We start from the raw sequence: 21,019 nt of genomic DNA on the forward strand, positions 1-21,019 counted from the left end.
GATAGACTCCGGCTATGGCACTGGAGATCCGGCATCTGCGGGCGATCTGCGCCATCGCCGAGGCGGGCAGCCTCTCGCAGGCGGCCGCCGCGCTCGGCATGTCCCAGCCGTCGCTGACCTCGCTGCTCCAGCGTCTCGAACGGCAGATCGGCACCCCGCTGTTCGTGCGCAGCCACACCGGGGTCACGCCGACCCCGGTCGGCGAGCAGACGTTGCGGCGGGCGCTGGTGCTGCTGCTGGAGTTCGACCGCTTCGAGGCCGACGTGCTCGGCACCGCGGGCGACGGCCCCGTCCGGCTCGGATCGTCCCAAATGGACTGTCTGCCGACCTTCATCGAGCGACTGGACGAGGCACTGCCCTCGATCGAGCTGACCGTCCACATCGAACCGTCCAGTTCCGTGCTGGCGCAGGCACTCGCGCACGCGACGCTCGACATCGCCGTCATTGCCATGTCCGACGACCAGGAAGTGCCGCTGGCCAAGCACCTCGGGCACCGCGTGCTGTTCCCCTGGATCCCGGTCTTCATCGGCCTGCCCGCCCGGCACCGGCTCGCCGGGGAGACCGAAGTGGACCTGGCCGACCTCGCCGACGACGCCTGGATCGGCCCGCCCGGTCCCGAGGACGGCTCCCTCACCTCGCTGCGCGCGGCCACGCACCGCGCGGGTTTCACGCCGAAGATCCGCTTCGAATGCCCGAACGGCGGCGGCCGCCAGCTCATCGCCGCCGGCCAGGCCGTCCAGCTGGTCGAGCCGACCGCGCCCGAGCTGCCCGGCATGGTCGTCAAGCCGCTGAAGGGCGACCCGATGCGCATGCGCCTCGTGCTGGCGTGGCGCAAGGAACGCCTGACCTGGGACCAGACCGAGCACGTCTACCGCGCGGCGATGACCTCGTACACCCGCCACGCGATGGCGTCGACGCCGTTCCGGTCGTGGTGGGACCGCCGCCGGACCACCCAGGCCTGGGACGGGCTGGTCGGGTTCTTCGGCGAGGCCGTGTCCTAGGACGCCGCCGTCAGCAACGCGCCGAGCACCGTCTTGATGAGCGGGTGGTCGGCGCTCCCCCGTCGGACCGCCGCGAAAACCCGCCGCAACGGCGCCTCCCCGCGCAGCGGGATCGCGACCGCGCCGGGCACGGCGGTGACCGCGTTGCGCGGCACCAGCGCCACGCCCTCACCGGCGGCGACCAGCGTCGTGATCGCGCGGAAGTCGTCGGACACATGGCGGATGCGTGGATTCGCGCAGGCGATCTCCAGCACGTCCCGGCAGGGATTGCCCTCCCTGGGCGCGATCCACTCGTCGTCGGCCAGCTCCGCTATGTCCACTTCGGACTCCGAGCCGAGCCGATGCGCCGACGGCAGCACCACGTCGAACGGTTCGACATACAGCGGCGTGCGGGTGAGCCTGCCCTCGTGGGTGCGCGGCGAGAGCCGGTACTCCTCGGTGATCGCCAAGTCGACCTCGCCGTCGAGCAGCAGCGGGATGCTCGCGTGCCCCTCGGCGTCCTGGACCTGGACGGACACGCCCGGCGAAGACGTGCGCAGCGCGCCGATAGCGGGCGCGACCACAGTGGTGATGGCCGAGGCGAAACTCGCCAGGCGGACCAGGCCGCGCACGCCGGAACCCAGCTCGGCCAGCGTCGCCTGCGCGCGCTCCAGCTCGGCGGCGACGGCGTTCGCGTGCACCACCAGCAGCTCACCGGCGGCGGTCAGCGAGACGCGCCTGCCCCAGCGGCGCAACAGCTGCTGGCCGCACTCGGCTTCGAGCGCGGCCAGCTGCTGGGACACCGCGGACGGGGTCAGGTGCAGTGCCCGGCCCGCCGCCGTCACGGTGCCGTGGTCGGCGAGCGCACGCAGAACCCGCAGCCGTCGCGGATCGATCATCAGTCCATCATGGACCTCGCGGTGACGAACGCGTCGACCGCACGGTGGATGTCGTCGGCCGAATGCGCGGCCGACATCTGGGTCCGGATGCGCGCCTTGCCGTGCGGCACCACCGGGTAGGAGAAGCCGACCACGTAGATGCCCTGGTCGAGCAGCAGATCGGCCATCTTGCCCGCCTTCGCGGCGTCGCCGATCATCACCGGGATGATCGGGTGCTCGCCGGGCAGCAGGTCGAAGCCCTCCTCGGTCATGCGGCGGCGGAACAGCTCGGTGTTGGCGCGCAGCCGCTCCAGCAGCTCGCCCGACTTCTCGAGCAACTCCAGCGTCGCGAGCGCGGCCGCGGTGATCGACGGCGCCAGTGAGTTCGAGAACAGGTACGGCCGCGAACGCTGCCGCAGCATCTCGATGATCTCCGCGCGGCCCGAGGTGTAGCCGCCGCTCGCGCCGCCGAGCGCCTTGCCGAGCGTGCCGGTCACGATGTCGACCTTGTCCCGCACGCCGAACAGCTCGGGCGTGCCGCGCCCGGTCGGGCCGGTGAAGCCGACCGCGTGCGAGTCGTCGACCATGACCAGCGCGTCGTAGCGCTCGGCCAGCTCGACGATCTTGTCGAGCGGCGCGAGGTAGCCGTCCATCGAGAACACGCCGTCGGTGGCGATCAGCCGGTACCGCGCGCCCGCCGCCTCTTGGAGGCGCTGCTCCAGGTCGGCGACGTCGCGGTTGCGGTAGCGCATCCGCTTCGCCTTGCACAGCCGCACGCCGTCGATGATCGACGCGTGGTTGAGCTCGTCGGAGATGATCACGTCCTGCTCGCCGAGCAGGGTCTCGAACAGGCCGGCGTTGGCGTCGAAGCAGGAGCTGTAGAGGATGGTGTCCTCGGTGCCGAGGAACTCGGACAGCTTCGCTTCGAGCTCCTTGTGCGGCTGCTGCGTCCCGCAGATGAACCGCACCGAGGCCATGCCGAAGCCCCAGCGGTCGAGCGCCTCGTGCGCGGCCGTGATCAGCGCCGGGTGGTCGGCGAGGCCGAGGTAGTTGTTGGCGCAGAAGTTCAGCACCTCGCCGCCGGTCACGCTGACCGCGGCCCGCTGCGGGCTCTGGATCACCCGCTCGCCCTTGTACAGCCCGGCTTCCCGGATCTCGGCGAGCCCGGCCTTGAGGTCGTCGCGCATCGCGCCGTACATCAGTTCTCCGTCCAATCCAGGATGACCTTGCCGCAACGGCCTTCCCTGGCCGTCGCGAACGCCTTCTCGTGTTCGGTGTGGCTGAACCGGTGCGTGATCACCGGCGCGATGTCCAGCCCGGCCTGCAGCAGCACGGACATCGAGTACCAGGTCTCGAACATCTCGCGGCCGTAGATGCCCTTGAGCTGGATCATCTTCAGCACCACGGCGGCGATGTCGACCGAGACGTCGCTCGCGGGCAACCCGAGCATCGCGATCCGGCCGCCGTGGGACATGTTGGTGATCATGTCGCGAAGCGCCTCGGGGCGCCCGCTCATCTCCATGCCGACGTCGAAGCCCTCGGCCATCTTCAGCTTGGCCTGCGCGTCGGCGATGGTCGCGGCCGAGACGTCGAGCGCCAGGTCGACGCCGACCTTGCGCGCCAGCTCGAGGCGGTGCTCGCTGACGTCGGTGATGACGACGTTGCGCGCGCCCGCGTGCTTCGCGATGGCGGCGGCCATGATGCCGATCGGCCCGGCGCCGGTGATCAGCACGTCCTCGCCGATCACCGGGAACGACAGCGCGGTGTGCACGGCGTTGCCCAGCGGATCGAAGATCGCGGCGATGTCGAGGTCGATCGGGGTCCGGTGCACCCAGGCGTTCTGCTCGGGCAGCACGGCGTACTGCGCGAACGCGCCATCGGTGTGCACGCCGAGCCCGCGCGTTCTCGCGCAGAGGTGCCTGCGCCCGGCCTTGCAGTTGCGGCAGCTGCCGCACACGAGGTGCCCCTCGCCGCTGACCAGGTCACCGACCTGCACGGACGTCACCGCGCGGCCGATTTCGACCACCTCGCCGACGAACTCGTGCCCGACGACCAGCGGCGCCTCGATGGTCTTCGCCGCCCAGGCGTCCCAGGCCTCGATGTGCAGGTCGGTACCGCAAATGCCGGTGCGCAGCACGCGGACGACGACGTCGCCTGGCCCGGCGACCGGGTCCGGCACGTCGGTGAGCTGCAGTCCGGGTGCTCGGTCCACTTTGACCAATGCCTTCATGGCGCGAAGTCTCGCCCGCCACCCGCTGTGCGGTCCATCGCGAGTTTCTGCAGTTCCTTGTTAGCTCAGCTTCACAAGGACTGCGCCCTGCGCTCGGCCATCGTCACCCCGCCCGCGCTCCACAGCTCGGGCTTGAACTCGGTGATGTGCACCCTGATGGCTTGATCGTCGACGCCGAGGCTGTCACGCACGGCGTCGTGCACCGCGGCGAGGCAAGCCCGGAGCATCTCGGGGTCGCGGCCCTCGGCGAGCTTGATCTCCACGAACGGCATTCGTTTCCTCCCACTGGTGAGCGACCCGATCATGCCAGGGCCCGCCGCTCCTTGGGGGTCGTGAGTGTTCCGGCCGGTTCTAGCGGACCGGTACCTGGCTACCTACCGCCCGAGTCTCGGCGCGAGTGGAAGGTTTGCTCCGTTAGATGCAGAAATTCTTCCACTCGCTCGAGCTCGTCCACCCTGGGCACGTGACAAGGGTCGCCCTTGCAACGCTCTGGGTGACAAGGGCCGCCCGCGTCACCCAGACCGGGGCCCGGGGTGTGGGAAACGGAGCGTTGAACGCCACGTTTCCCACACACCACCACACATAAGTCACTTTCGTTCCGCTGAGCGTGACACAAGCCCCACCCGTGCACGCCAGCCAAGGCCACGTCACGGGCAGGTCGTCGAATACCGGTTCGCTCTAACCGCCCGCAACACTCACGACCCGGATCCGGCGGCGGGGAACAGGGCGTTGACGAACCGGTGATCTGTCTGCAACATTTAAACTTCTCCCCGCAAGAAATCGACTGGCTCACGCAAGTTCAGGGCTCCCCCGTCTCTGTCATCAATGAGGATCAGAGGACACGATGCACCGGAAGCAGCTGCTCAGCGCCCTACTCGCGGCGGGTTTGATCGCCGCCGGGGTCTCCGCCGCCACCGCCGCCCCCAGCACCGCACCGCCACCGGCCCAAGCCGCGGGGCTCGTCGCGGACAAGACCCTGTCGGCCAGCAGCGCGCTGCCCGGCTATCCCGTCGGCAACGCCGGTGACGGCGACCAGAACACCTACTGGGAAAGCACGAACAACGCGTTCCCCCAATGGCTGCAGGCCGATCTCGGCGCCGCGACGGCCGTGAACCGGGTCGTGCTGAAACTGCCCGCTTCGTGGGGCGCGCGCAGGCAGACGCTCGGGGTGCAGGCCAGCACGAACGGGACCGCGTTCACCGAGGTCAGCGCGCTGGCCGGGCAGGATTTCAGCCCTGCGGCCGGCAACACCGTCTCGCTCACGTTCAGTACGACGACCACGCGCTATCTGCGGCTGAACATCACCGGCAACACCGGCTGGCCCGCCGCGCAGATCTCCGAGTTCGAGGTGTACGGGCCGGTCACCGGGGACGTCCAGCCGCCGAGCCCGCCGTCGAACCTCGCGTTCACCGAGCCGGGCGGTGGCCAGATCCGGCTCACCTGGTCGGCGGCGAACGACAACGTCGGCGTGACCGGGTACGCGGTCTACCGCAACAACGCGCTCGTGACGACCGTCGCGGGCGACGCGCTCACCTACACCGACACGCAGCCGTCCACCGCGTCGGCCGAGTACTTCGTCCGCGCGCGTGACGCCGCGGGCAATGTGTCCGGCGACAGCAACCACGTGCTCAGGGCAGGCCAGGGCGGCGGCACGGATCTCGCGCGGGGCAAGCCGATCGAGGCGTCGTCGGCGGCCTTCAACTTCGTCGCGGCCAACGCGAACGACGGCAATCTCGCCACCTATTGGGAGTCGTCCGGCTATCCGTCGACGCTGACCGTCAAGCTCGGCGCGAACGCCGATGTCAGCTCGGTCGTCGTCAAGCTCAACCCGGATGCCGTGTGGGGCCCCAGGACGCAGGGCATCGAGGTGCTCGGGCGTGAGCAGTCCGCCGCCGGGTTCACGTCGCTGGTCGCGGGCGCGAACTACGCGTTCAACCCGGCCACCAACCAGAACTCGGTGACGATCCCGGTCACCGGCCGCATCGCCGATCTGCAACTGCGATTCACCGCCAACAGCGGCGCGCCCGGCGGCCAGGTCGCCGAGCTGCAGGTCGTCGGCACGCCGTCGCCCAACCCCGATCTGACCGTGACGGCGTTGACCTGGTCGCCGGCCAGCCCGTCGGAGACCGACCCGATCACGCTGTCGGCCACGGTCCGCAACACCGGCACCGCGCCGGCGGGCGCGACCTCGGTCAACTTCCTGCTGGGTGGTTCGGTCGCCGGCACCGCGCCGGTCGCCGCGCTGGCCTCAGGTGCTTCGGCGACGGTCACGACGTCCGCGGGCCGCAAGGCTATGGGCAGCTACAGCGCTTCGGCGGTGGTCGATCCGGCCAAGACCATCTTCGAGCAGAACGAGGACAACAACAGCTTCACCGCGTCCTCGCAGCTCGTGGTCTCGCAAGCACCCGGTCCTGACCTGCAAGTTCTCGCCGTGACGGCGAATCCGCCGAACCCGGCGGCGGGCACGGCCGTCCGCTTCACCGTTTCGGTGCACAACCGCGGCACCACTGGCACCGGCGCGAACACCGTCACCAGGGTGGTCGCGGGCGGCACCACGCTCGACACCACGACCGCGCCGATCAACGCGGGCGCGACCGCGAGCGTGACCACCACCGGCACGTGGACGGCCACCAGCGGCGGCGCCACGATCACCGCGACCGCGGACGCGACCGGCGTCGTCGCGGAGACCAACGAGACCAACAACTCGCTGTCCCAGTCCATTGTGGTCGGACGCGGCGCCGCCGTTCCGTGGACCGAGTACGAGGCGGAAGCCGGGCGCTACCAGGGAACCCTGCTCACCACCGACCCGCTGCGCACCTTCGGGCACACGAACTTCGCGACCGAGTCGTCCGGCAGGCAGTCGGTCAGGCTGACCGGCACCGGCCAGTTCGTCGAGGTCACCTCGGCGGCCGCCGCCAACTCGATCGTCGTGCGCAACTCGATCCCCGACGCGCCGAACGGCGGCGGCATCGACGCGACGCTGAGCCTGTACGTCAACGACACGTTCGTCCAGAAGCTGAACCTGTCGTCGAAACACAGCTGGCTCTACGGCAACACCGACGGCCCCGAGGCGTTGACCAACACCCCGCAGGCCGACGCGCGGCGGCTGTTCGACGAGGCGCACGCGCTGCTCCCGTCGAGCTACCCGGCGGGCACCAAGTTCCGGCTGCAGCGCGACGCGAGCGACACGGCGTCGTTCTACATCGTCGACCTGGTGGACCTCGAGCAGGTCGCGCCGCCGTCGGAGAAGCCGGCCGAGTGCACGTCGATCACCCAGTACGGCGCGATTCCCGATGACGGCGGCGACGACACCGCCGCCATCCAGCGCGCGGTGACCGACGACCAGAACGGCGTCATCTCCTGTGTCTGGATCCCGGCCGGTCAGTGGCGGCAGGAGCAGAAGATCCTCACCGACGACCCGGAGAACCGCGGTCAGTACAACCAGGTGGGCATCAGCAACGTCAGCATCCGCGGCGCGGGCATGTGGTACTCGCAGTTCTACACGCTGACCGAGCCGCAGAACGCGCACGGCATCAACCATCCGCACGAAGGCAACTTCGGGTTCGACATCGACAACAACGTCCAGATCTCCGACATCGCGATCTTCGGCTCCGGGCGCATCCGCGGCGGCCCCGACGGCGCCGAGGGCGGCGTCGGCCTCAACGGGCGGTTCGGCAAGAACACCAAGATCTCCAACGTCTGGATCGAGCACGCCAACGTCGGCGTCTGGGTCGGCCGGGACTACGACAACATCCCCGCGCTGTGGGGCCCGGCCGACGGGCTGCAGTTCAGCGGCATGCGGATCCGCGACACCTACGCGGACGGCATCAACCTGAGCAACGGCAGCCGCAACTCCCGCGTGTTCAACTCCTCGTTCCGCACCACCGGCGACGACGCGCTCGCGGTGTGGGCCAACAAGTACGTGAAGGACCCGTCGACCGACATCGGCCACGACAACGCCTTCACCAACAACACGATCCAGCTTCCCTGGCGTGCCAACGGGATCGCGATCTACGGCGGGTACGGGAACAAGATCGAGAACAACCTCGTCTACGACACGATGAACTACCCGGGCATCATGCTGGCGACCGATCACGACCCGCTGCCGTTCTCCGGGCAGACACTGATCGCCAACAACGGGCTCTACCGCACGGGCGGCGCGTTCTGGAACGAGGACCAGGAGTTCGGCGCCATCACGCTGTTCGCGGCCAACCTGGACATCCCGGGTGTCACGATCCGCGACACCGACATCGCCGACTCGACCTATGACGGGATCCAGTTCAAGACCGGCGGCGGGAACATCCCGGACGTGGCGGTCACGAACGTCCGCATCGACAAGTCGAACAACGGCGCGGGTGTACTCGCGATGAGCGGGGCGCGCGGCAGCGCGACGCTGACCAACGTGACCATCACCAACTCCGCGAAGGGAGACATCGTCAAGCAGCCCGGCTCGACGTTCGTCCTCACCACCGGCTGACAGGGGTCGTGAGTGGTACGGCCGGTTCTAACCGGCCGTACCACTCACGACTCAGAACTTGGTCGCGGCGATCAGCTCGTTGTCAGACGGGCGGGCGTCGTCCTTGTTGTCCAGGGTGGCGACCACCTTGAAGGTCACCTTGCCCGCCGCCGCGTCGGCCGCGGTGTAGGTGTACGCGAACGGGAAGTCGACCTTCCCGGGCGCCGACACCGCTTGGGTGAGCGCACCGACCTCGGTGAAATAGCCCTCCGGTGTCTGCCTGAGCAGGGTCACCTTGACCGTCTCGCCGTAGCGGGCGTTGACGACCGAGACCTTGAGCGGCTTGGTCTGGTCGACGCGGGCGGTCGCGGGCACCGAGAAGCCGGTCAGGCTCACGTCGTGCGTCTCGACCTTCAGCGTCTTGACACCGGTGCCGGTCCGGCCGTCGTTGGTCGACCCCGTGAACTCGACCTGATACGTACCGTCCACTGTGTACCGGTGCCGGAGTTCCCCGCCGGTGATGGGCGCGGAGGTGCCGTCACCGAACCGCACCTCACCGCTGACGAGTGACCTCCCGAGCGGGTCACCCGAAGTCGGCGTGAAGCCGATCTCGCTGTACACCGACGGACGATCGTTGGTGAAGTATCCGTTGGGCCGCAACGCGGGCGCGGTCGCGATGCGCAGGTCGAACCACGCCGCCCGTTCGGCGGAGTCGGCCACCCGGATGTAGTAGGCCTGCCCGGCGGTGGCGGTGAACACCGACGCCAGGTGGTTTCCTCCTGGCACGCAGTCCAGTTCGGCGCCGTCCCGGTACACGCTGATCGCGGGAGCCTTTCCGAATACCTTCTCCACGCTCACCGACCTCGTGCGCTCCGGCACGTAGCGATACCAGACCGACTGAACGGCCTCGGGATCACAGCTCGCCGCCGGTTCGCCGGGCTCGGCCGACGCGCGGGTCAGGTCGCCCGTGTACTCCGCGGGCAGCCCGGCTGCCGTCGCGGCCGCGATGGCGTCGTTGGGTTCGGGTGGCACCGACATGAAGTCGAAGTCGACGGTGCCCGAGCTGCCGAACTCTTCGAACAGCATCACGTGATAGGTCGTGCCCGCCGTGACGTGGAAGGTGGTGAACGGCGGGCCGTTGTAAGGATTCGTGCACGCGCCGGGCACCTGGGTCAGTGCGCCGCGCTCGCCGGTGTACACCGCGATGAACGGCCCGTACCGGCCGCTCCCGCGCGAAGTGCGGACGATGCCGTCGGCGGGCGCGGTATAGCGGTACCAGACGCTTCCGGTGACCTGCGTGCTGCACGACGTCGGGTCATCGGCGGCCGCGACGGTCCCCGCCGTGTTCGCGTTCGTGCGGAACGGCAACGCGGTGATGGCGGTGGCGGTGTCGAAGTCGTCGTTGGACGGCGGGGCGGCGTGCGCGAATCCGGGCGTCAGCACGGAAATCGCGGCGGCGATGAAGCCGATGACCGCCGTTCTCTTGGACAGCATCATGTTCGTTCCCCCTCGGAAAGTCAGTCCATGACCAAGCTGGCGGCACGCGGTTTGACGGTCGTCGCGATGGCGATCACCTCGTTGTCGACCGGCAGTGCGTCCTGCACCGGGTACTGCAGCTCGGCCACCGCTCGGAACGTGGCCTTGCCTTTGAGCGCGTCGTCGTTCGTGAACGTGTAGGAGAACGGGAACTGCACTGTGCGGTCCCGCCGCGCGGGCACGGCCAGCGTCAGCCTGCCGACCTCCTTCCACCACGTCCCGTCGTGCTTGGTCAGTACGACGGTCACCGTTTCGCCGTAGCGCGCGTTCGCCACGGACACCGTGATCGGTTTGCTCTGGCCCGCACGCGCGGTGCCCGGGGTGTCGAACCGGGTGATGCCGACGTCGTGCGTGTTCACCGTGACCTGGGTGGTCCGGGTGGCGGTGCGGCCGTCGGGCGAGGTGGCGCGCATGGTGACCGGATAGACGCCATCGGCGGCGTAGTGGTGGGTGACCCCCTCGGTGCTCGCGGGCGCCTTGGTGCCGTCACCGAAATCCCAGTCCGCGGAAAGCGGGTTGTCGATCGTCTGCCAGGAATGCGGGGCGAACCGGACGTTGTCGAACACGGTCGGGTTCGACGGCCCCTGGTCGATCTCCGCCTGGAGCGGGGGCGCCTCGGCCAGGTCCAGCTTGACGGGCTGGTCGTGGTCGCCGGTGACACGGACGTAGTAGGTCGTGCCGGGGTTCGCGCGGAACACCGCGCGGCTGCCGTACGAGTACGCCTGGCAGGCGACCTGCCGCAGCTCGGGCAGACTGCCACCGGTGTAGACGGTGACGGCCGTGTCGTACGACTCGGTCTGCGCGGTCACCGAAAGCGCGGGTCCCGCAGTGGTGTAGGCGTACCAGACCGAAGGCTCGGTCTCGTTGTAAACACACGTCGAATCCGGCTCGTCGGCCTCGAACGAGGCGGTCGAAAGGTCCGGCGTCTTCGTGGCAGGCAGGCTGGAAATGGCCTCGGCCCGCCCGAAGGCGTCGTTGGGAGCGGGTGCGATGGTGTCCACGGCGAACTTCAGCGCACCACCGGCGACGTCATAGCCGGAGACCTGGAAGTGGTAGGTCGTCCCGGCGGTCGCGGCGAAGGTGATCTGTGCGTCCTGCCCGCTGTAGCAGCCGTCGCGCACACCCCGCAGCTCGTGGCGCAGGCCGACCAGCGCGGACAGCACGGTCCGGTGGTCGCTGCCCGCGGTCGTGGCGCGGAGCAGCCCGGTCTCGGTCGCGGTGTAGTGGAACCAGACACTGCCTTCCGCGTTGTAGCCCTGGCACGCGAACGGGTCGTCGCCGCCCTTGGTGGCTTCGCTGGTGTCCTGCTGCACGCTGAACGGCAGCGCGGTGATCGCCGTCGAGTTGTCGAAGTCGTCGTTGGACGGCGGGGCCGCGTTCGCGACACCCGTGGTCAAGACGGCCAGTAAGGCGCTGATCGAGGTGAGCGCGGCGATCCGGCCGCGCGAACGTAAAGACAGCAGCACTGTTGTCCCCCCATGGACCCTCTGCCCCCAACCTCGCTGCGGAGGCTACTGAACTGAGCATCGCCGCGTTCCGGCCGAACGCAACCGATCCGGCGTGAAGTTGCGCCGCGTGGCGTAGCGGTGCCGGCGGCTAGCACAGGTCCCGCCCAGATTCCGCCCAGATCGCTTGCCGCGGAAAAGCGCCCGAAAGCCGGTCCCCGCACGGCTACCATGCGGGCGTCGGTACGGAAGATCATCAAGGAGAACCACGCTCATGAGGCGCACAGCCGTAGCCATCACCACGCTCGCCCTGCTGGCCGCGACCGCCGGGACCGCGTCCGCCGCCTACCCCAAGTCGGACTTCGGCGGCGACACCGCCAGCCGGGACGGCGGGACGGTCGACGGCACGTTCACCTGGTACGAGCGCTCGGTCGGGGTGAGCGGCGCGGTGTTCGACCGCGAACCGGCCGGCAGCACGACCGTGACGTTCAAGTTCTACTCGGGCAGCCGGTTGCTGGACATCCAGACGCGCACCGCGACGAACGAGGCGAGGAAGTTCGGCTGGACCGAGCCTGGCCCGGCGGGCGGGATCAGCGCCGTCGAGGTCTACCTGTCCTACAAGGGCAGCAACGAGTTCGTGGCCAAGTTCCCGCGCAAGGTCTAGCGCCCGAGCGCGTACCTGACCGCGTCGGCGCGCGAGTGGAAACCGGCCTTGGCGAAGAGGTTGTTGATGTGCGTCTTGACGGTCGCCTCGCTGATCACCAGGCGCGCGGCGATCTCCGGGTTGCGCAGGCCTTCGCCGATCAGGCCGAGGATCTCGCGCTCCCGCGCGGTCAGCGTGAAGGTCTCCTCCACGCGGGCCGGGCGGCTCGCGAGAGACAGCAGGCGGCGCTGGACCTCGGGGGCGAGCACGGCTTGCCCCGACGCGGCGCTGCGCACGGCCTGCTCGATCTTGGCGCGGTCGGCTTCCTTGGTCAGGTAGCCGCTCGCGCCCGCGTGCAGCGCGGCGAGGATCGAATCGTCGTCGTCGAACGTGGTGAGCACGACGATCTGGGTGTCCGGGCTGGCCGCGCGGATGTGGCCGGTGGCCTCGGCGCCGCCCATGACCGGCATGTGCAGGTCCATCAGGACCACGTCGGGGTGATGCTCGGCGACCGCGGCGACGGCCTCCTTGCCGTTGGTGGCCGTGGCGACCACGTGGATGCCGTCGGCGAGGTCGAGCATCACCGCGAGCGCCTCGCGGACGGAGGCCTGGTCGTCCACGACGAGCAGGGAGATCGTCATCGGGGCACCTCCAGCTCGACCGTCCAGCCGTCCACAGAGGACGGTCCGGCTCGCAGTGTGCCACCGAGCAGCGCGACGCGCTCGCGCATCCCCGGCAGGCCCAGCCCGCCGCCGGCGAGCCCTGGGTCGGCGGGCTTGCGGGCGGGGCCGTTCTCGATGGTGAGCGAGACGGTTTCGCCCGCGAAGCCCAGTTTCATGGAACGGTCGGCGCCCGGCGCGTGCTTGGCCGCGTTGGTCAGCGCCTCCTGCGCGGCGCGGATCACCGCGTGCGCGACCTCGCTCGGCACGGGCGACGGCGTCCCGTCGATCTCGAAGGCGACGCCCTCCCCTGTCGCCATGAGTTCCAGTGTCCGCTCCAGCGGCAGGGTGTCCTCGCGCAGCGCGTGGATCGCGTGCCGGGTTTCGGTGATGCTGTCGACCGCGAGTGCCCTCGCGCGGCGCACGGCCTGGGTGGCTTCGTCACCGCGTCCCTTGCCGTACAAGGCATCCGCCATGTCCAGCTGCATCGCGATGCCGGACAGTGAGTGCCCGAGCACGTCGTGGATCTCGCGCGCGATGCGCCCGCGTTCCAGCAGCGCGGCCTCGCGGGCTTCGGAGCGGACCGCCCGCTCGGCGCTGAGCAGCGCTTCACGCCGTTCGCGGCGGGCGATGCCCATGTAGACCGGCGCGGCGGCCGCGAACCCGAGCCACCACGGCCATTGCCGGTCGAGCGGGTGGAGCTCGTCGACCAGCAGCACGGCGCCGACCGCGATGAGCGCGCCCGTGACGGCCACCCCGATCGCCACCCGGGTGCGAAGCCGGGCGCCCGCGCTGCCGCTGGCGACGAACGCGAACGCGGGCGCCAGTGTCGACTGCGCGACCGCGAGCAGCACGGCCGAGCACACCGCGAACGCCAGCGCGATCGGGAAGGTCGCACTCGGCGGCCACGAGAAGAGCGTGCCGATGGTGATGGCCGAGACGACCACCAGCAGCGCGATCGCGAGCGGCGGGGCGATCAGCGGATGCGTGGTGAACTGCACCACCGTCACCACGACCAGCGTGCCCATGATGAAGGGGCGCAGCCACTCGTCGGTGAACCGGGGCCCGCGCGTCCCCGGCTCCTTCGCGTCGTCGGTCATCGTCGCTCAGCGTAGCTAGCCGCGACGGCTCGCGCGCCGCTGAAGGTCGTCGAGGAACGGCGACCGCTCGTGCGGCGCGCCGTCCTTGCCCGTCTTCCAGACGATCTGGTGGTCCGAGCGCAGTGCCTTCGCCAGCACGACGACACCTTCGGCGAGCAGCCCGAGGCCGAGCGACACGAACATCGCGTTGTTCGAATCCGTCCCCTTGTCGAGCGCGGCCAGCAGCGCGCCGGACCCGACCTTGACGCCGATGTTGGCCACCCACAGCAGCACGGTCACCCAGGTGTAGCGCATGAAGACGAGGCCGTCCTGGTGATACAGCCGGATGCTCAGCCCGCGCAGCGCGCCGAGTGCCACGCCGAGCGCGGTGGTCACGACCAGGAACGTCAGCGCGATCCCCGATCGGGTGACCGAGCCGATGTCCGAGAGGCCGATGACCACCAGGATCGCCGGCAGCACCAGCATCCGCTTGGCCTCCGCCGGTTGCCCGGCCATCCGCCTGACCAGCACGTAGCCGATGACCGCGACGATGAGCACGATCTGCGTGACGCCACTCATGATGTGTTCCCCTCCAGGGTTTTTCGATGTACCCCGAAGTTAGGTCCGGACCACCGCCCGGGTCTTGAGGCGCACGCCGTATCCGCGGGTGGAGATCTTCTCCACCCGGCAGCATGGTCTAGACAACCTGGACGCGCGCCTCTACATTTCGTGAGATGCGCCTTTTCGGTCGTGCGGTGGTCTCCGTGTTCGCTTGCCTGCTGGCGTTTTCCCTGCCCGGCCCGGCGACGGCGAGTCCTGGCTGCGAGTGCGCGACACCGTCGATCGACCGGCTGCAGCAGTGGATCGCCAGCGGCGAGGGCACCACCGTCCCGGCCACCGGGAGCCTGCTCGTGCGCGAGCGGGACCGCTACGCCGCCAAGGTGACCTTCCTGAACGCCGAGTGGCACGTGGTCGTCGTCTGGCTCGGCAACCAGTTCGAGGCGCAGGCGGACCTGGCCAAGTCGTCGGGCTTCTGGATGACCTACAGCGCGACCGACGACCTGTACGTCCAGCTGCGGCCCGCGTCGCACTGGAGCGGCGGCGACAAGTGGCTCACCCTCGTCCCGTCGACCGGCGGCAAGCGCGTGACCAAGTTCTTCAGCTTCTCCCCCGCCCAGTGGACGTTCCTGCCCGAGCTGGGCAAGCCGTCCTACTCGTTCGCTTCGGCGCTGGCAGAGGCACGGGGCTTCGTCTTCGTCGGCAAGACCCCGAACAAGCTCGACTTCCGGGGTCTGCGCATCGACGGCTACCGGCCACCGTGCCTCTGAACGCCGGTCAGCGGAAGCCGCGCAGCCGCAGGCTGTTGCTGACCACGAACACCGAGCTGAAGGCCATCGCCGCGCCCGCGATCATCGGGTTGAGCAGGCCTGCCGCCGCCAGCGGCAGCGCCCCGATGTTGTAGGCGAACGCCCAGAACAGATTGCCCTTGATCGTGCGCAGCGTCCGGCGTGACAACCGGATCGCGTCCGCCGCCGCGCGCAGGTCACCGCGGACCAGCGTGAGGTCGCTGGCCTCGATCGCGACGTCGGTGCCGGTGCCCATCGCGAGGCCGAGGTCGGCCTGGGCGAGCGCGGCCGCGTCGTTGACGCCGTCGCCGACCATCGCGACGACCTTGCCTTCGCGCTGCAGCCGGGTGACCACGTCGACCTTGTCCTGGGGCAGCACCTCGGCGATGACCTGGTCGATGCCGACCTCGGCGGCGACCGCGCGGGCGGCGGCCTCGTTGTCGCCGGTGAGCAGTACCGGGGTGAGCCCGAGCGCGCACAGCCGTCGCACGGCGTCCGCGGACGTCGGCTTGACCGTGTCCGCGACGACCAGCACCGCGCGGGCCTGGCCGTCCCAGCCGACGGCCACGGCGGTCCGGCCGAGCTTCTCCTCGGCCGCCTTCGCCTCGGCGAGCGCTTCGGGCAGCCGGTGACTCCACTGCTCCAGCAGCGCGGACCGTCCGACGAGCACCGCCTTGCCGTCCACGATCCCTTGCACGCCAAGGCCTTCGAGGTTGGTGAACTCCTCGGCCTTCGGAAGTCCGTCCCCGGCGGCACGGGCGATCGCGCGGGCGATCGGGTGCTCCGACGCGCTCTCCAGCGCGCCCGCGAGCCGGAGCGCCTCGTCGGCGTCGACCCCCTCGGCGACGTGGACCTCGACGAGCGACATCTGCCCGGTCGTGACGGTGCCGGTCTTGTCCAGCACGACCGTGTCGGCCCGGCGCGTCGACTCCAGGACCTCCGGGCCCTTGATCAGGATGCCGAGCTGCGCGCCGCGGCCGGTGCCCACGAGCAACGCGGTCGGCGTCGCGAGGCCGAGCGCGCACGGGCAGGCGATGATCAGCACGGCGACGGCCGCGGTGAAGGCGGCCGAGACCGAGCCGCCCGCGCCGAGCCAGAACATGAGCGTGCCCACGGCGAGCGCGATGACGATCGGCACGAACACCGCCGAGATCCGGTCCGCGAGCCGCTGGACCCGCGCCTTCCCGGTCTGGGCGTCCTCGACCAGCTTGGCCATCATGGCGAGCTGGGTGTCGGCGCCGATCCGCGTCGCGCGAACGATCAGCCTGCCGCCCGCGTTCACCGTCGCGCCCGCCACGGCGTCGCCGGGCCCGACCTCGACCGGGACGCTCTCGCCGGTCAGCATGCTCGCGTCGACCGCGGAACTGCCTTCGGTGACGACGCCGTCGGTCGCGATCTTCTCGCCTGGCCGCACGACGAACAGGTCGCCGACAACGAGCCGGTCGGTCGGGACCCGCTCCTCGCGCCCGTCACGCAGCACGGCGACGTCCTTCGCGCCGAGTTCGAGCAGCGCACGCAGCGCGGCGCCCGCGCGGCGCTTCGACCTGGCCTCGAAATACCGCCCGGCGAGGATGAACGTGGTGACGCCCGCGGCTACCTCGAGGTAGATGTTGCCGTCGCCGGACATCCGCTGGACGGTCAGCTCGAACGGGTGCGTCATCCCCGGCACGCCCGCGGTCCCGAAGAGCAGCGCGTACAGCGACCACAGGAACGCGGCCAGCGTGCCCATCGAGATCAACGTGTCCATGGTGGCCGCGCCGTGCCGCAGGTTCGTCCAGGCGGCCTTGTGGAACGGCCAGGCCGCCCACACCAGCACGGGCGCGGCGAGCGTCAGCGAGATCCACTGCCAGTAGGTGAACTGGAACGCGGGGACCATCGCCAGCACGATCACCGGCACCGACAGCACGGCCGACCCGATCAGCCACTGCCGCAGCGGCGCGGTCTCGTCGGCCTCCTGCTCGGGTGCTTCCTCCTTGACGGGCAGCGCGGCCGAGTAGCCGGCGGCCTCGACCTGCTCGATCAGCTGCCGTGGCTCGATTCCGGTGCCGTAGAAGACTTTCGCCTTCTCGGTCGCGTAGTTGACGGTGGCGGTGACGCCGTCGAGCTTGTTCAGCTTCTTCTCGATCCGCGTCGCGCAGGACGCACAGGTCATCCCGGTGATGTCGAGTTCGATCGCCGTCGCGTGGTCCAGGTTCGCGGTCATGACGTCGCCCCTTCGGCAGGCACGGTGAACTCGGCCGTCCGCACCTTGCCCTCGTGCTGGAAGTCCAGGAACAGCCGGTAAGTGCCCGCCGACGGCACCTCGGCGAAGAAGGTGACCGACGGCCCGGCCGCCGTCGTGCCGTCGGGGTGCACGTGGAGATACGCCAGATCGCCGCCGCGCAGCGCGACAAGGTGCCCGTAGGCGCCCAGGTACGGCTGGAGATCGGTGACCGGCGTGCCGTTCTTGGTGACGGTCAGCGTCACCTTCGAAGCCTTGCCAGGCAACAGTTCCCCGTCGAGCCGCACCTGGTAACCCTCCACATCGGACACTCGCGCGGGCTCGTGGGTCACCGGCCGGAAATCGCCGGGCGCGGCGAGGTCGACGCCTAGTGTCGTGGCCTCGTCCCCGGTCGGCGCGAAGTCGGCGAAGGCCCGGTAGCTGCCCGGCTCGGGCAAGCTCAGCGGGACGCTCCAGGTGCCATCGGCGGCGAGCGACGGGTGCACGTGCTGGAAGGCCGAGCCGTCGCGCCGCACCACGATGAGGTGCATCAGCTTCTCGTGCTTGAGGTCGTACGCGGTGACCGCGTGCCCGTCACGACCGGTCACGCGGAAGGAGAAAGTGCTGGTCACACCCGGCGTCAGCGTCGTGACGGCAGGCGTGAAGGTGTAGCCGCCCGTCGACGACGCCAGCCCGCCGGGCAGATCGTCACTGGGTGCTTCGGTGGTGTGGGCGTCCCCATGCCCGGCTTCCTCGGTGTGCGCCCCGGCTTCGCCTTCGAAGGGACCGACGGCGGCTCCCACCGCCCACGCACCCCCGGCGATCAACGCGAGCGCCACCCCGTAGGCGGAGAGCTTCGCTGCTGTCTGCATTCCACGTCCTCTCGACCCTGCGAAGATATACCCATAGGGGGTACCCGTGTCAACGAGATCTATACCCCCGTACCGTATTGGCCGAGGTATCCATAGTGGACGACGAATGGGTTACCGGCCGGTCTGCTGGCATGATCGCCGCGTGCGCGTACTGCTGGTCGAAGACGACGAACCGATCGCCGAGTCGCTGCGGCGCGGGCTCAGCCGGTACGGCTTCGAGGTCGAATGGGTCAAGACGGGCGCCGAAGCGCTCAGCGCGGAGCCCGCCGGGCTGGTGCTGCTCGACCTCGGGCTGCCGGACACCGACGGACTGGACGTCTGCCGTCAGCTCCGGAACCGGGGCGACGACGTGCCGATCATCGTGATCAGCGCGCGGTCCGACGAGGTGGACCGCGTGGTCGGCCTGGAGATCGGCGCGGACGACTACGTCTCGAAGCCGTTCGGTGTCCGGGAGGTCGTCGCCAGGATGCGCGCGGTGCTGCGCCGGAGCCAGAGCGCCAAGACCACGGAGTACCGGCCCGACAGCTACGCGGGCGGGCGGCTGCTCATCGACCGCCGCGGCCGCCGCGTCCACGTCGACGGCGAGGAGCTGCAGCTGCCGCCGAAGGAGTTCGACCTGCTGGCGTTCCTGGCCGAGGAGCCGGGCGCTGCGCTGACCAGGGAACAGATCATGGAAGCGGTCTGGGACAGCAACTGGTTCGGCCCGACGAAGACGCTCGACGTCCACATCGGCGCGCTGCGGCGCAAGCTCGGTGACGCGGTCACCGTCGAGACGGTCCGCGGCGTCGGCTTCCGGCTGGTCACGTCCCGATGAACCGCAGACTGGTCGTCAGCTACGTCCTGCTGGTCGCGGTGGCGATCGCCGCGTTCACCGTGCCGGTGGCGTTCGTGCTCACCGGCCAGCTGCGCGGGGACACGGAGACCTCGGTGCGCCGCGAGGCGGAGACCGCCGCGTTGCTGCTCGCGGCCCCGGACGCGCCCTCGCGGCAGGCGCTCTCGCGGCTCGCCACCGCCTACGAGCACGAGACGCCGGGCAGGCTCGACGCCCTGCTCGCCGGCCGGGTCGCGGCCGCTCCCCTGCCCCTGCCGGTCGCCCCGGACGATTTCGCGTTCACCGAGGCGCTGGCGGGCCGGGCGAGCGCGAACTGGGGCGCGGCGCCCGCGCTCGGCGAGACCGGGCTCGTGCTCGCGGTGCCCGCCCGTGACGCGAGCGGCGCCGTCGTCGGCGCCGTCCGGGTGAGTTATCCGTCGGCCCCGCTGAACGAGCGCCAGCTCCAGATCTGGGGTTTCCGCGCGATACTCGCCGTGGCCGTGCTCATCGCCGCCGCGATACTGGGCGTGCTGCTCGCCAGGCGGCTGACCAGGCCGTTCCGCGAGCTCAACCGGATGGCCCGGCGCCTGCGCGACGGCGATCTCGGCGCCAGGGCCCAGGAAACGGGCCCGACCGAGACGCGCACACTGGCCAGGACGCTCAACAACGCGGCCGAGACCATCGACACGCTCGTCCAGTCTCAGCGCGCGTTCATCGCCGATGCCTCACACCAGCTGCGCACCCCGCTCACGGCGCTGCGGCTCTCGCTCGACAACATCGCCGACGGCGCGTCGGATCCGTTCGTGCGTGAGGACATCGACCTGGCCACGGCCGAGGTCGTGCGGATGAGCAGGCTGGTCAACGGCCTGCTCACCCTCGCGCGGGCCGAGGCCGCCGTGAGCGCCCCGGAGCGCGTGCGCATCGCGGCCGTGGTCGACGACCGCTTCGAGGTCTGGCGCGCCGTCGCCGCCGACCGCGGCGTGCGGCTGCTGGCCGAGCACGCCGACACCGGCCAGGAGGTCCTCACCAGCCCGGGACACCTCGAGCAGGTGCTGGACAACGTGCTGTCCAACGCGCTCGAGGTCTCCCCCGACGGCGGCACGGTCACCGTCCGCACCGCCCGGCTCGACGAGCACGTCCTGCTCGAGGTGACCGACGAGGGCCCCGGACTGCCCGAGGCCGACCGGCCGCGCGCGTTCGACCGGTTCTGGCGCGGCTCGGGCGTCACCGGGCAGTCCGGCTCCGGGCTCGGGCTGGCGATCGTCAAGCAGCTGGTCACCGACGACGGCGGCCTCGTCGGCCTGGCGGAGACCCCCGGCGGCGGCCTGACCGTGCGCATCAGCCTCCGCCCCGCGCGCTAGGCCTTACCCGGCATGGCGGAAGAGTGGTGGTTGACGATCAGCCATTTCCCGTCCCGCAGTTCGTAAACGAAGGTGTAGCGAGCCCGGACCTCCTGCGTCTTGCCGTCCTTGGTGAGCGCGAAGCGGTAGATGCCCGCGTTGATCGCGGAGTCCTGGTCCAGCACGCTGATCACCTCCGACTCGATGGTGCCGGACGGCTTGTTCTCCAGGAAGTGCTTGAAGTAGTCGACGATGTCGGCTCTCGTCGTCCGCACCTTGTCCGACACGGTCGGCAGCAGCACCGCGTCCGGCGCGTAGAGGTCGGCGACCTTGTCCGCGTCCCCGGTCGCGAGCGCGGCATTCCACGCGGGGAAGAGCGCCGCGACGTCCTGCTTGCTGGGCGCCTGCTTCGGGGGCGCGGCGGTCGAGCTGGAGCAACCGGTCACCAGCGCGAGCGTCGCCGTCGCGCCGAGAATGCCGAGGAAAGTCTTGCTACGCATGGTTTTTGCCCTTGCCTGGTGGGGATCTTTGGATACGTCCACTG

General features: G+C 70.0%; 18 protein-coding genes. 6 read left to right on the forward strand and 12 right to left on the reverse strand.

From position 1 onward, the window contains the following. Window positions 1–14: 14 nt before the first annotated feature. The gene (locus BLV57_RS37640; protein WP_091298058.1) at window positions 15–1,001 is read left to right on the forward strand and encodes a LysR family transcriptional regulator; all 987 of its coding nucleotides are present in this window, start codon (window positions 15–17) and stop codon (window positions 999–1,001) included. On the opposite strand, the gene BLV57_RS37645 is transcribed toward BLV57_RS37640, so the two are convergent. The 4 genes from BLV57_RS37645 to BLV57_RS37660 all read right to left on the reverse strand — a co-directional run bounded on the left by BLV57_RS37645 (window position 998) and on the right by BLV57_RS37660 (window position 4,360). After that, the gene (locus tag BLV57_RS37645) at window positions 998–1,879 is read right to left on the reverse strand and encodes a LysR family transcriptional regulator (RefSeq protein WP_091298061.1); all 882 of its coding nucleotides are present in this window, start codon (window positions 1,877–1,879) and stop codon (window positions 998–1,000) included. The genes BLV57_RS37640 and BLV57_RS37645 overlap by 4 nt on opposite strands. Then, entirely contained in the window at window positions 1,879–3,057 is a 1,179-nt protein-coding gene (locus BLV57_RS37650; RefSeq protein WP_091298063.1) for a glycine C-acetyltransferase, read from the reverse strand. The genes BLV57_RS37645 and BLV57_RS37650 overlap by 1 nt, the downstream gene beginning before the upstream one ends. Next, window positions 3,057–4,088, reverse strand: a complete 1,032-nt coding sequence (gene tdh, locus BLV57_RS37655; protein ID WP_091298067.1) for an L-threonine 3-dehydrogenase — start codon at window positions 4,086–4,088, stop codon at window positions 3,057–3,059. The genes BLV57_RS37650 and tdh overlap by 1 nt, the downstream gene beginning before the upstream one ends. Before the next feature lie 71 nt (window positions 4,089–4,159). Next, on the reverse strand, window positions 4,160–4,360 hold the full coding sequence (locus tag BLV57_RS37660; protein ID WP_091298070.1) for a tautomerase family protein: 201 nt from the start codon (window positions 4,358–4,360) through the stop codon (window positions 4,160–4,162). Window positions 4,361–4,932: 572 nt separating this feature from the next. Here BLV57_RS37660 and BLV57_RS37665 point away from each other — a divergent pair. Further along, entirely contained in the window at window positions 4,933–8,565 is a 3,633-nt protein-coding gene (locus BLV57_RS37665; RefSeq protein ID WP_091298071.1) for a CARDB domain-containing protein, read from the forward strand. 51 nt (window positions 8,566–8,616) lie between these two features. Here the strand turns inward: BLV57_RS37665 and BLV57_RS37670 are convergent, their stop codons facing one another. Together BLV57_RS37670 and BLV57_RS37675 are read right to left on the reverse strand one after the other, a co-directional pair. Further along, on the reverse strand, window positions 8,617–10,038 hold the full coding sequence (locus BLV57_RS37670) for a hypothetical protein (RefSeq protein WP_143047248.1): 1,422 nt from the start codon (window positions 10,036–10,038) through the stop codon (window positions 8,617–8,619). Between the two features lie 23 nt (window positions 10,039–10,061). Beyond that, the gene (locus BLV57_RS37675) at window positions 10,062–11,546 is read right to left on the reverse strand and encodes a PKD domain-containing protein (protein WP_091298076.1); all 1,485 of its coding nucleotides are present in this window, start codon (window positions 11,544–11,546) and stop codon (window positions 10,062–10,064) included. A gap of 253 nt (window positions 11,547–11,799) precedes the next feature. Here BLV57_RS37675 and BLV57_RS37680 point away from each other — a divergent pair, with 253 nt between their 5' ends. Then, window positions 11,800–12,189, forward strand: a complete 390-nt coding sequence (locus BLV57_RS37680) for a hypothetical protein (RefSeq protein WP_091298077.1) — start codon at window positions 11,800–11,802, stop codon at window positions 12,187–12,189. Here BLV57_RS37680 and BLV57_RS37685 read toward each other — a convergent pair. From BLV57_RS37685 to BLV57_RS37695, 3 genes are read right to left on the reverse strand one after another with little or no spacing between them, the layout of a single operon-like run. Beyond that, a complete protein-coding gene (locus tag BLV57_RS37685) occupies window positions 12,186–12,809 on the reverse strand; it encodes a response regulator (RefSeq protein ID WP_091298080.1) in 624 nt (207 codons plus the stop codon). The two genes, BLV57_RS37680 and BLV57_RS37685, sit on opposite strands and share 4 nt — an antisense overlap. After that, on the reverse strand, window positions 12,806–13,927 hold the full coding sequence (locus BLV57_RS37690; protein ID WP_091298082.1) for a sensor histidine kinase: 1,122 nt from the start codon (window positions 13,925–13,927) through the stop codon (window positions 12,806–12,808). Before BLV57_RS37690 ends, BLV57_RS37685 begins: the two co-directional genes overlap by 4 nt. A gap of 15 nt (window positions 13,928–13,942) precedes the next feature. Beyond that, complete coding sequence (locus tag BLV57_RS37695; protein WP_091298085.1) at window positions 13,943–14,485, reverse strand: DUF1453 family protein; 543 nt, start codon at window positions 14,483–14,485, stop codon at window positions 13,943–13,945. A 155-nt stretch (window positions 14,486–14,640) separates the two neighbouring features. On the opposite strand from BLV57_RS37695, the gene BLV57_RS37700 reads away from it, so the two are divergent. After that, window positions 14,641–15,234: a hypothetical protein gene (locus tag BLV57_RS37700; RefSeq protein WP_245757673.1), complete on the forward strand. Its 594-nt coding sequence runs from the start codon at window positions 14,641–14,643 to the stop codon at window positions 15,232–15,234. 7 nt (window positions 15,235–15,241) lie between these two features. Here the strand turns inward: BLV57_RS37700 and BLV57_RS37705 are convergent, their stop codons facing one another. Together BLV57_RS37705 and BLV57_RS37710 are read right to left on the reverse strand one after the other, a co-directional pair. Continuing rightward, the gene (locus BLV57_RS37705) at window positions 15,242–17,455 is read right to left on the reverse strand and encodes a heavy metal translocating P-type ATPase (protein ID WP_091298086.1); all 2,214 of its coding nucleotides are present in this window, start codon (window positions 17,453–17,455) and stop codon (window positions 15,242–15,244) included. Continuing rightward, the gene (locus BLV57_RS37710; RefSeq protein WP_091298088.1) at window positions 17,452–18,324 is read right to left on the reverse strand and encodes a hypothetical protein; all 873 of its coding nucleotides are present in this window, start codon (window positions 18,322–18,324) and stop codon (window positions 17,452–17,454) included. Before BLV57_RS37710 ends, BLV57_RS37705 begins: the two co-directional genes overlap by 4 nt. A 106-nt stretch (window positions 18,325–18,430) precedes the next feature. On the opposite strand from BLV57_RS37710, the gene BLV57_RS37715 reads away from it, so the two are divergent. Together BLV57_RS37715 and BLV57_RS37720 are read left to right on the forward strand one after the other, a co-directional pair. Then, a complete protein-coding gene (locus BLV57_RS37715; RefSeq protein ID WP_218134969.1) occupies window positions 18,431–19,138 on the forward strand; it encodes a response regulator transcription factor in 708 nt (235 codons plus the stop codon). Continuing rightward, window positions 19,135–20,496 (forward strand): HAMP domain-containing sensor histidine kinase, encoded by a 1,362-nt coding sequence (locus BLV57_RS37720; protein ID WP_091298089.1) that lies wholly within the window; start codon window positions 19,135–19,137, stop codon window positions 20,494–20,496. Before BLV57_RS37715 ends, BLV57_RS37720 begins: the two co-directional genes overlap by 4 nt. Here the strand turns inward: BLV57_RS37720 and BLV57_RS37725 are convergent. Further along, window positions 20,493–20,975 carry an SgcJ/EcaC family oxidoreductase gene (locus BLV57_RS37725; RefSeq protein WP_091298092.1) on the reverse strand — a complete coding sequence of 161 codons (483 nt, stop codon included), beginning with the start codon at window positions 20,973–20,975 and terminating at the stop codon, window positions 20,493–20,495. The genes BLV57_RS37720 and BLV57_RS37725 overlap by 4 nt on opposite strands. Between the last annotated feature and the right edge of the window lie 44 nt (window positions 20,976–21,019).

The organism is Amycolatopsis xylanica (assembly GCF_900107045.1).
Taxonomy (GTDB): domain Bacteria; phylum Actinomycetota; class Actinomycetes; order Mycobacteriales; family Pseudonocardiaceae; genus Amycolatopsis; species Amycolatopsis xylanica.

What these genes read in the sequence shown, in the direction of transcription:
- BLV57_RS37640 (WP_091298058.1), top strand. Translation starts at nt 15, where the DNA reads ATGGCACTGGAGATCCGGCATCTGCGGGCGATCTGCGCCATCGCCGAG.
- BLV57_RS37645 (WP_091298061.1), bottom strand. Translation starts at nt 1,879, where the DNA reads ATGATCGATCCGCGACGGCTGCGGGTTCTGCGTGCGCTCGCCGACCAC.
- BLV57_RS37650 (WP_091298063.1), bottom strand. Translation starts at nt 3,057, where the DNA reads ATGTACGGCGCGATGCGCGACGACCTCAAGGCCGGGCTCGCCGAGATC.
- tdh (WP_091298067.1), bottom strand. Translation starts at nt 4,088, where the DNA reads ATGAAGGCATTGGTCAAAGTGGACCGAGCACCCGGACTGCAGCTCACC.
- BLV57_RS37660 (WP_091298070.1), bottom strand. Translation starts at nt 4,360, where the DNA reads ATGCCGTTCGTGGAGATCAAGCTCGCCGAGGGCCGCGACCCCGAGATG.
- BLV57_RS37665 (WP_091298071.1), top strand. Translation starts at nt 4,933, where the DNA reads ATGCACCGGAAGCAGCTGCTCAGCGCCCTACTCGCGGCGGGTTTGATC.
- BLV57_RS37670 (WP_143047248.1), bottom strand. Translation starts at nt 10,038, where the DNA reads ATGCTGTCCAAGAGAACGGCGGTCATCGGCTTCATCGCCGCCGCGATT.
- BLV57_RS37680 (WP_091298077.1), top strand. Translation starts at nt 11,800, where the DNA reads ATGAGGCGCACAGCCGTAGCCATCACCACGCTCGCCCTGCTGGCCGCG.
- BLV57_RS37685 (WP_091298080.1), bottom strand. Translation starts at nt 12,809, where the DNA reads ATGACGATCTCCCTGCTCGTCGTGGACGACCAGGCCTCCGTCCGCGAG.
- BLV57_RS37690 (WP_091298082.1), bottom strand. Translation starts at nt 13,927, where the DNA reads ATGACCGACGACGCGAAGGAGCCGGGGACGCGCGGGCCCCGGTTCACC.
- BLV57_RS37695 (WP_091298085.1), bottom strand. Translation starts at nt 14,485, where the DNA reads ATGAGTGGCGTCACGCAGATCGTGCTCATCGTCGCGGTCATCGGCTAC.
- BLV57_RS37700 (WP_245757673.1), top strand. Translation starts at nt 14,641, where the DNA reads ATGCGCCTTTTCGGTCGTGCGGTGGTCTCCGTGTTCGCTTGCCTGCTG.
- BLV57_RS37705 (WP_091298086.1), bottom strand. Translation starts at nt 17,455, where the DNA reads ATGACCGCGAACCTGGACCACGCGACGGCGATCGAACTCGACATCACC.
- BLV57_RS37710 (WP_091298088.1), bottom strand. Translation starts at nt 18,324, where the DNA reads ATGCAGACAGCAGCGAAGCTCTCCGCCTACGGGGTGGCGCTCGCGTTG.
- BLV57_RS37715 (WP_218134969.1), top strand. Translation starts at nt 18,431, where the DNA reads ATGGGTTACCGGCCGGTCTGCTGGCATGATCGCCGCGTGCGCGTACTG.
- BLV57_RS37720 (WP_091298089.1), top strand. Translation starts at nt 19,135, where the DNA reads ATGAACCGCAGACTGGTCGTCAGCTACGTCCTGCTGGTCGCGGTGGCG.
- BLV57_RS37725 (WP_091298092.1), bottom strand. Translation starts at nt 20,975, where the DNA reads ATGCGTAGCAAGACTTTCCTCGGCATTCTCGGCGCGACGGCGACGCTC.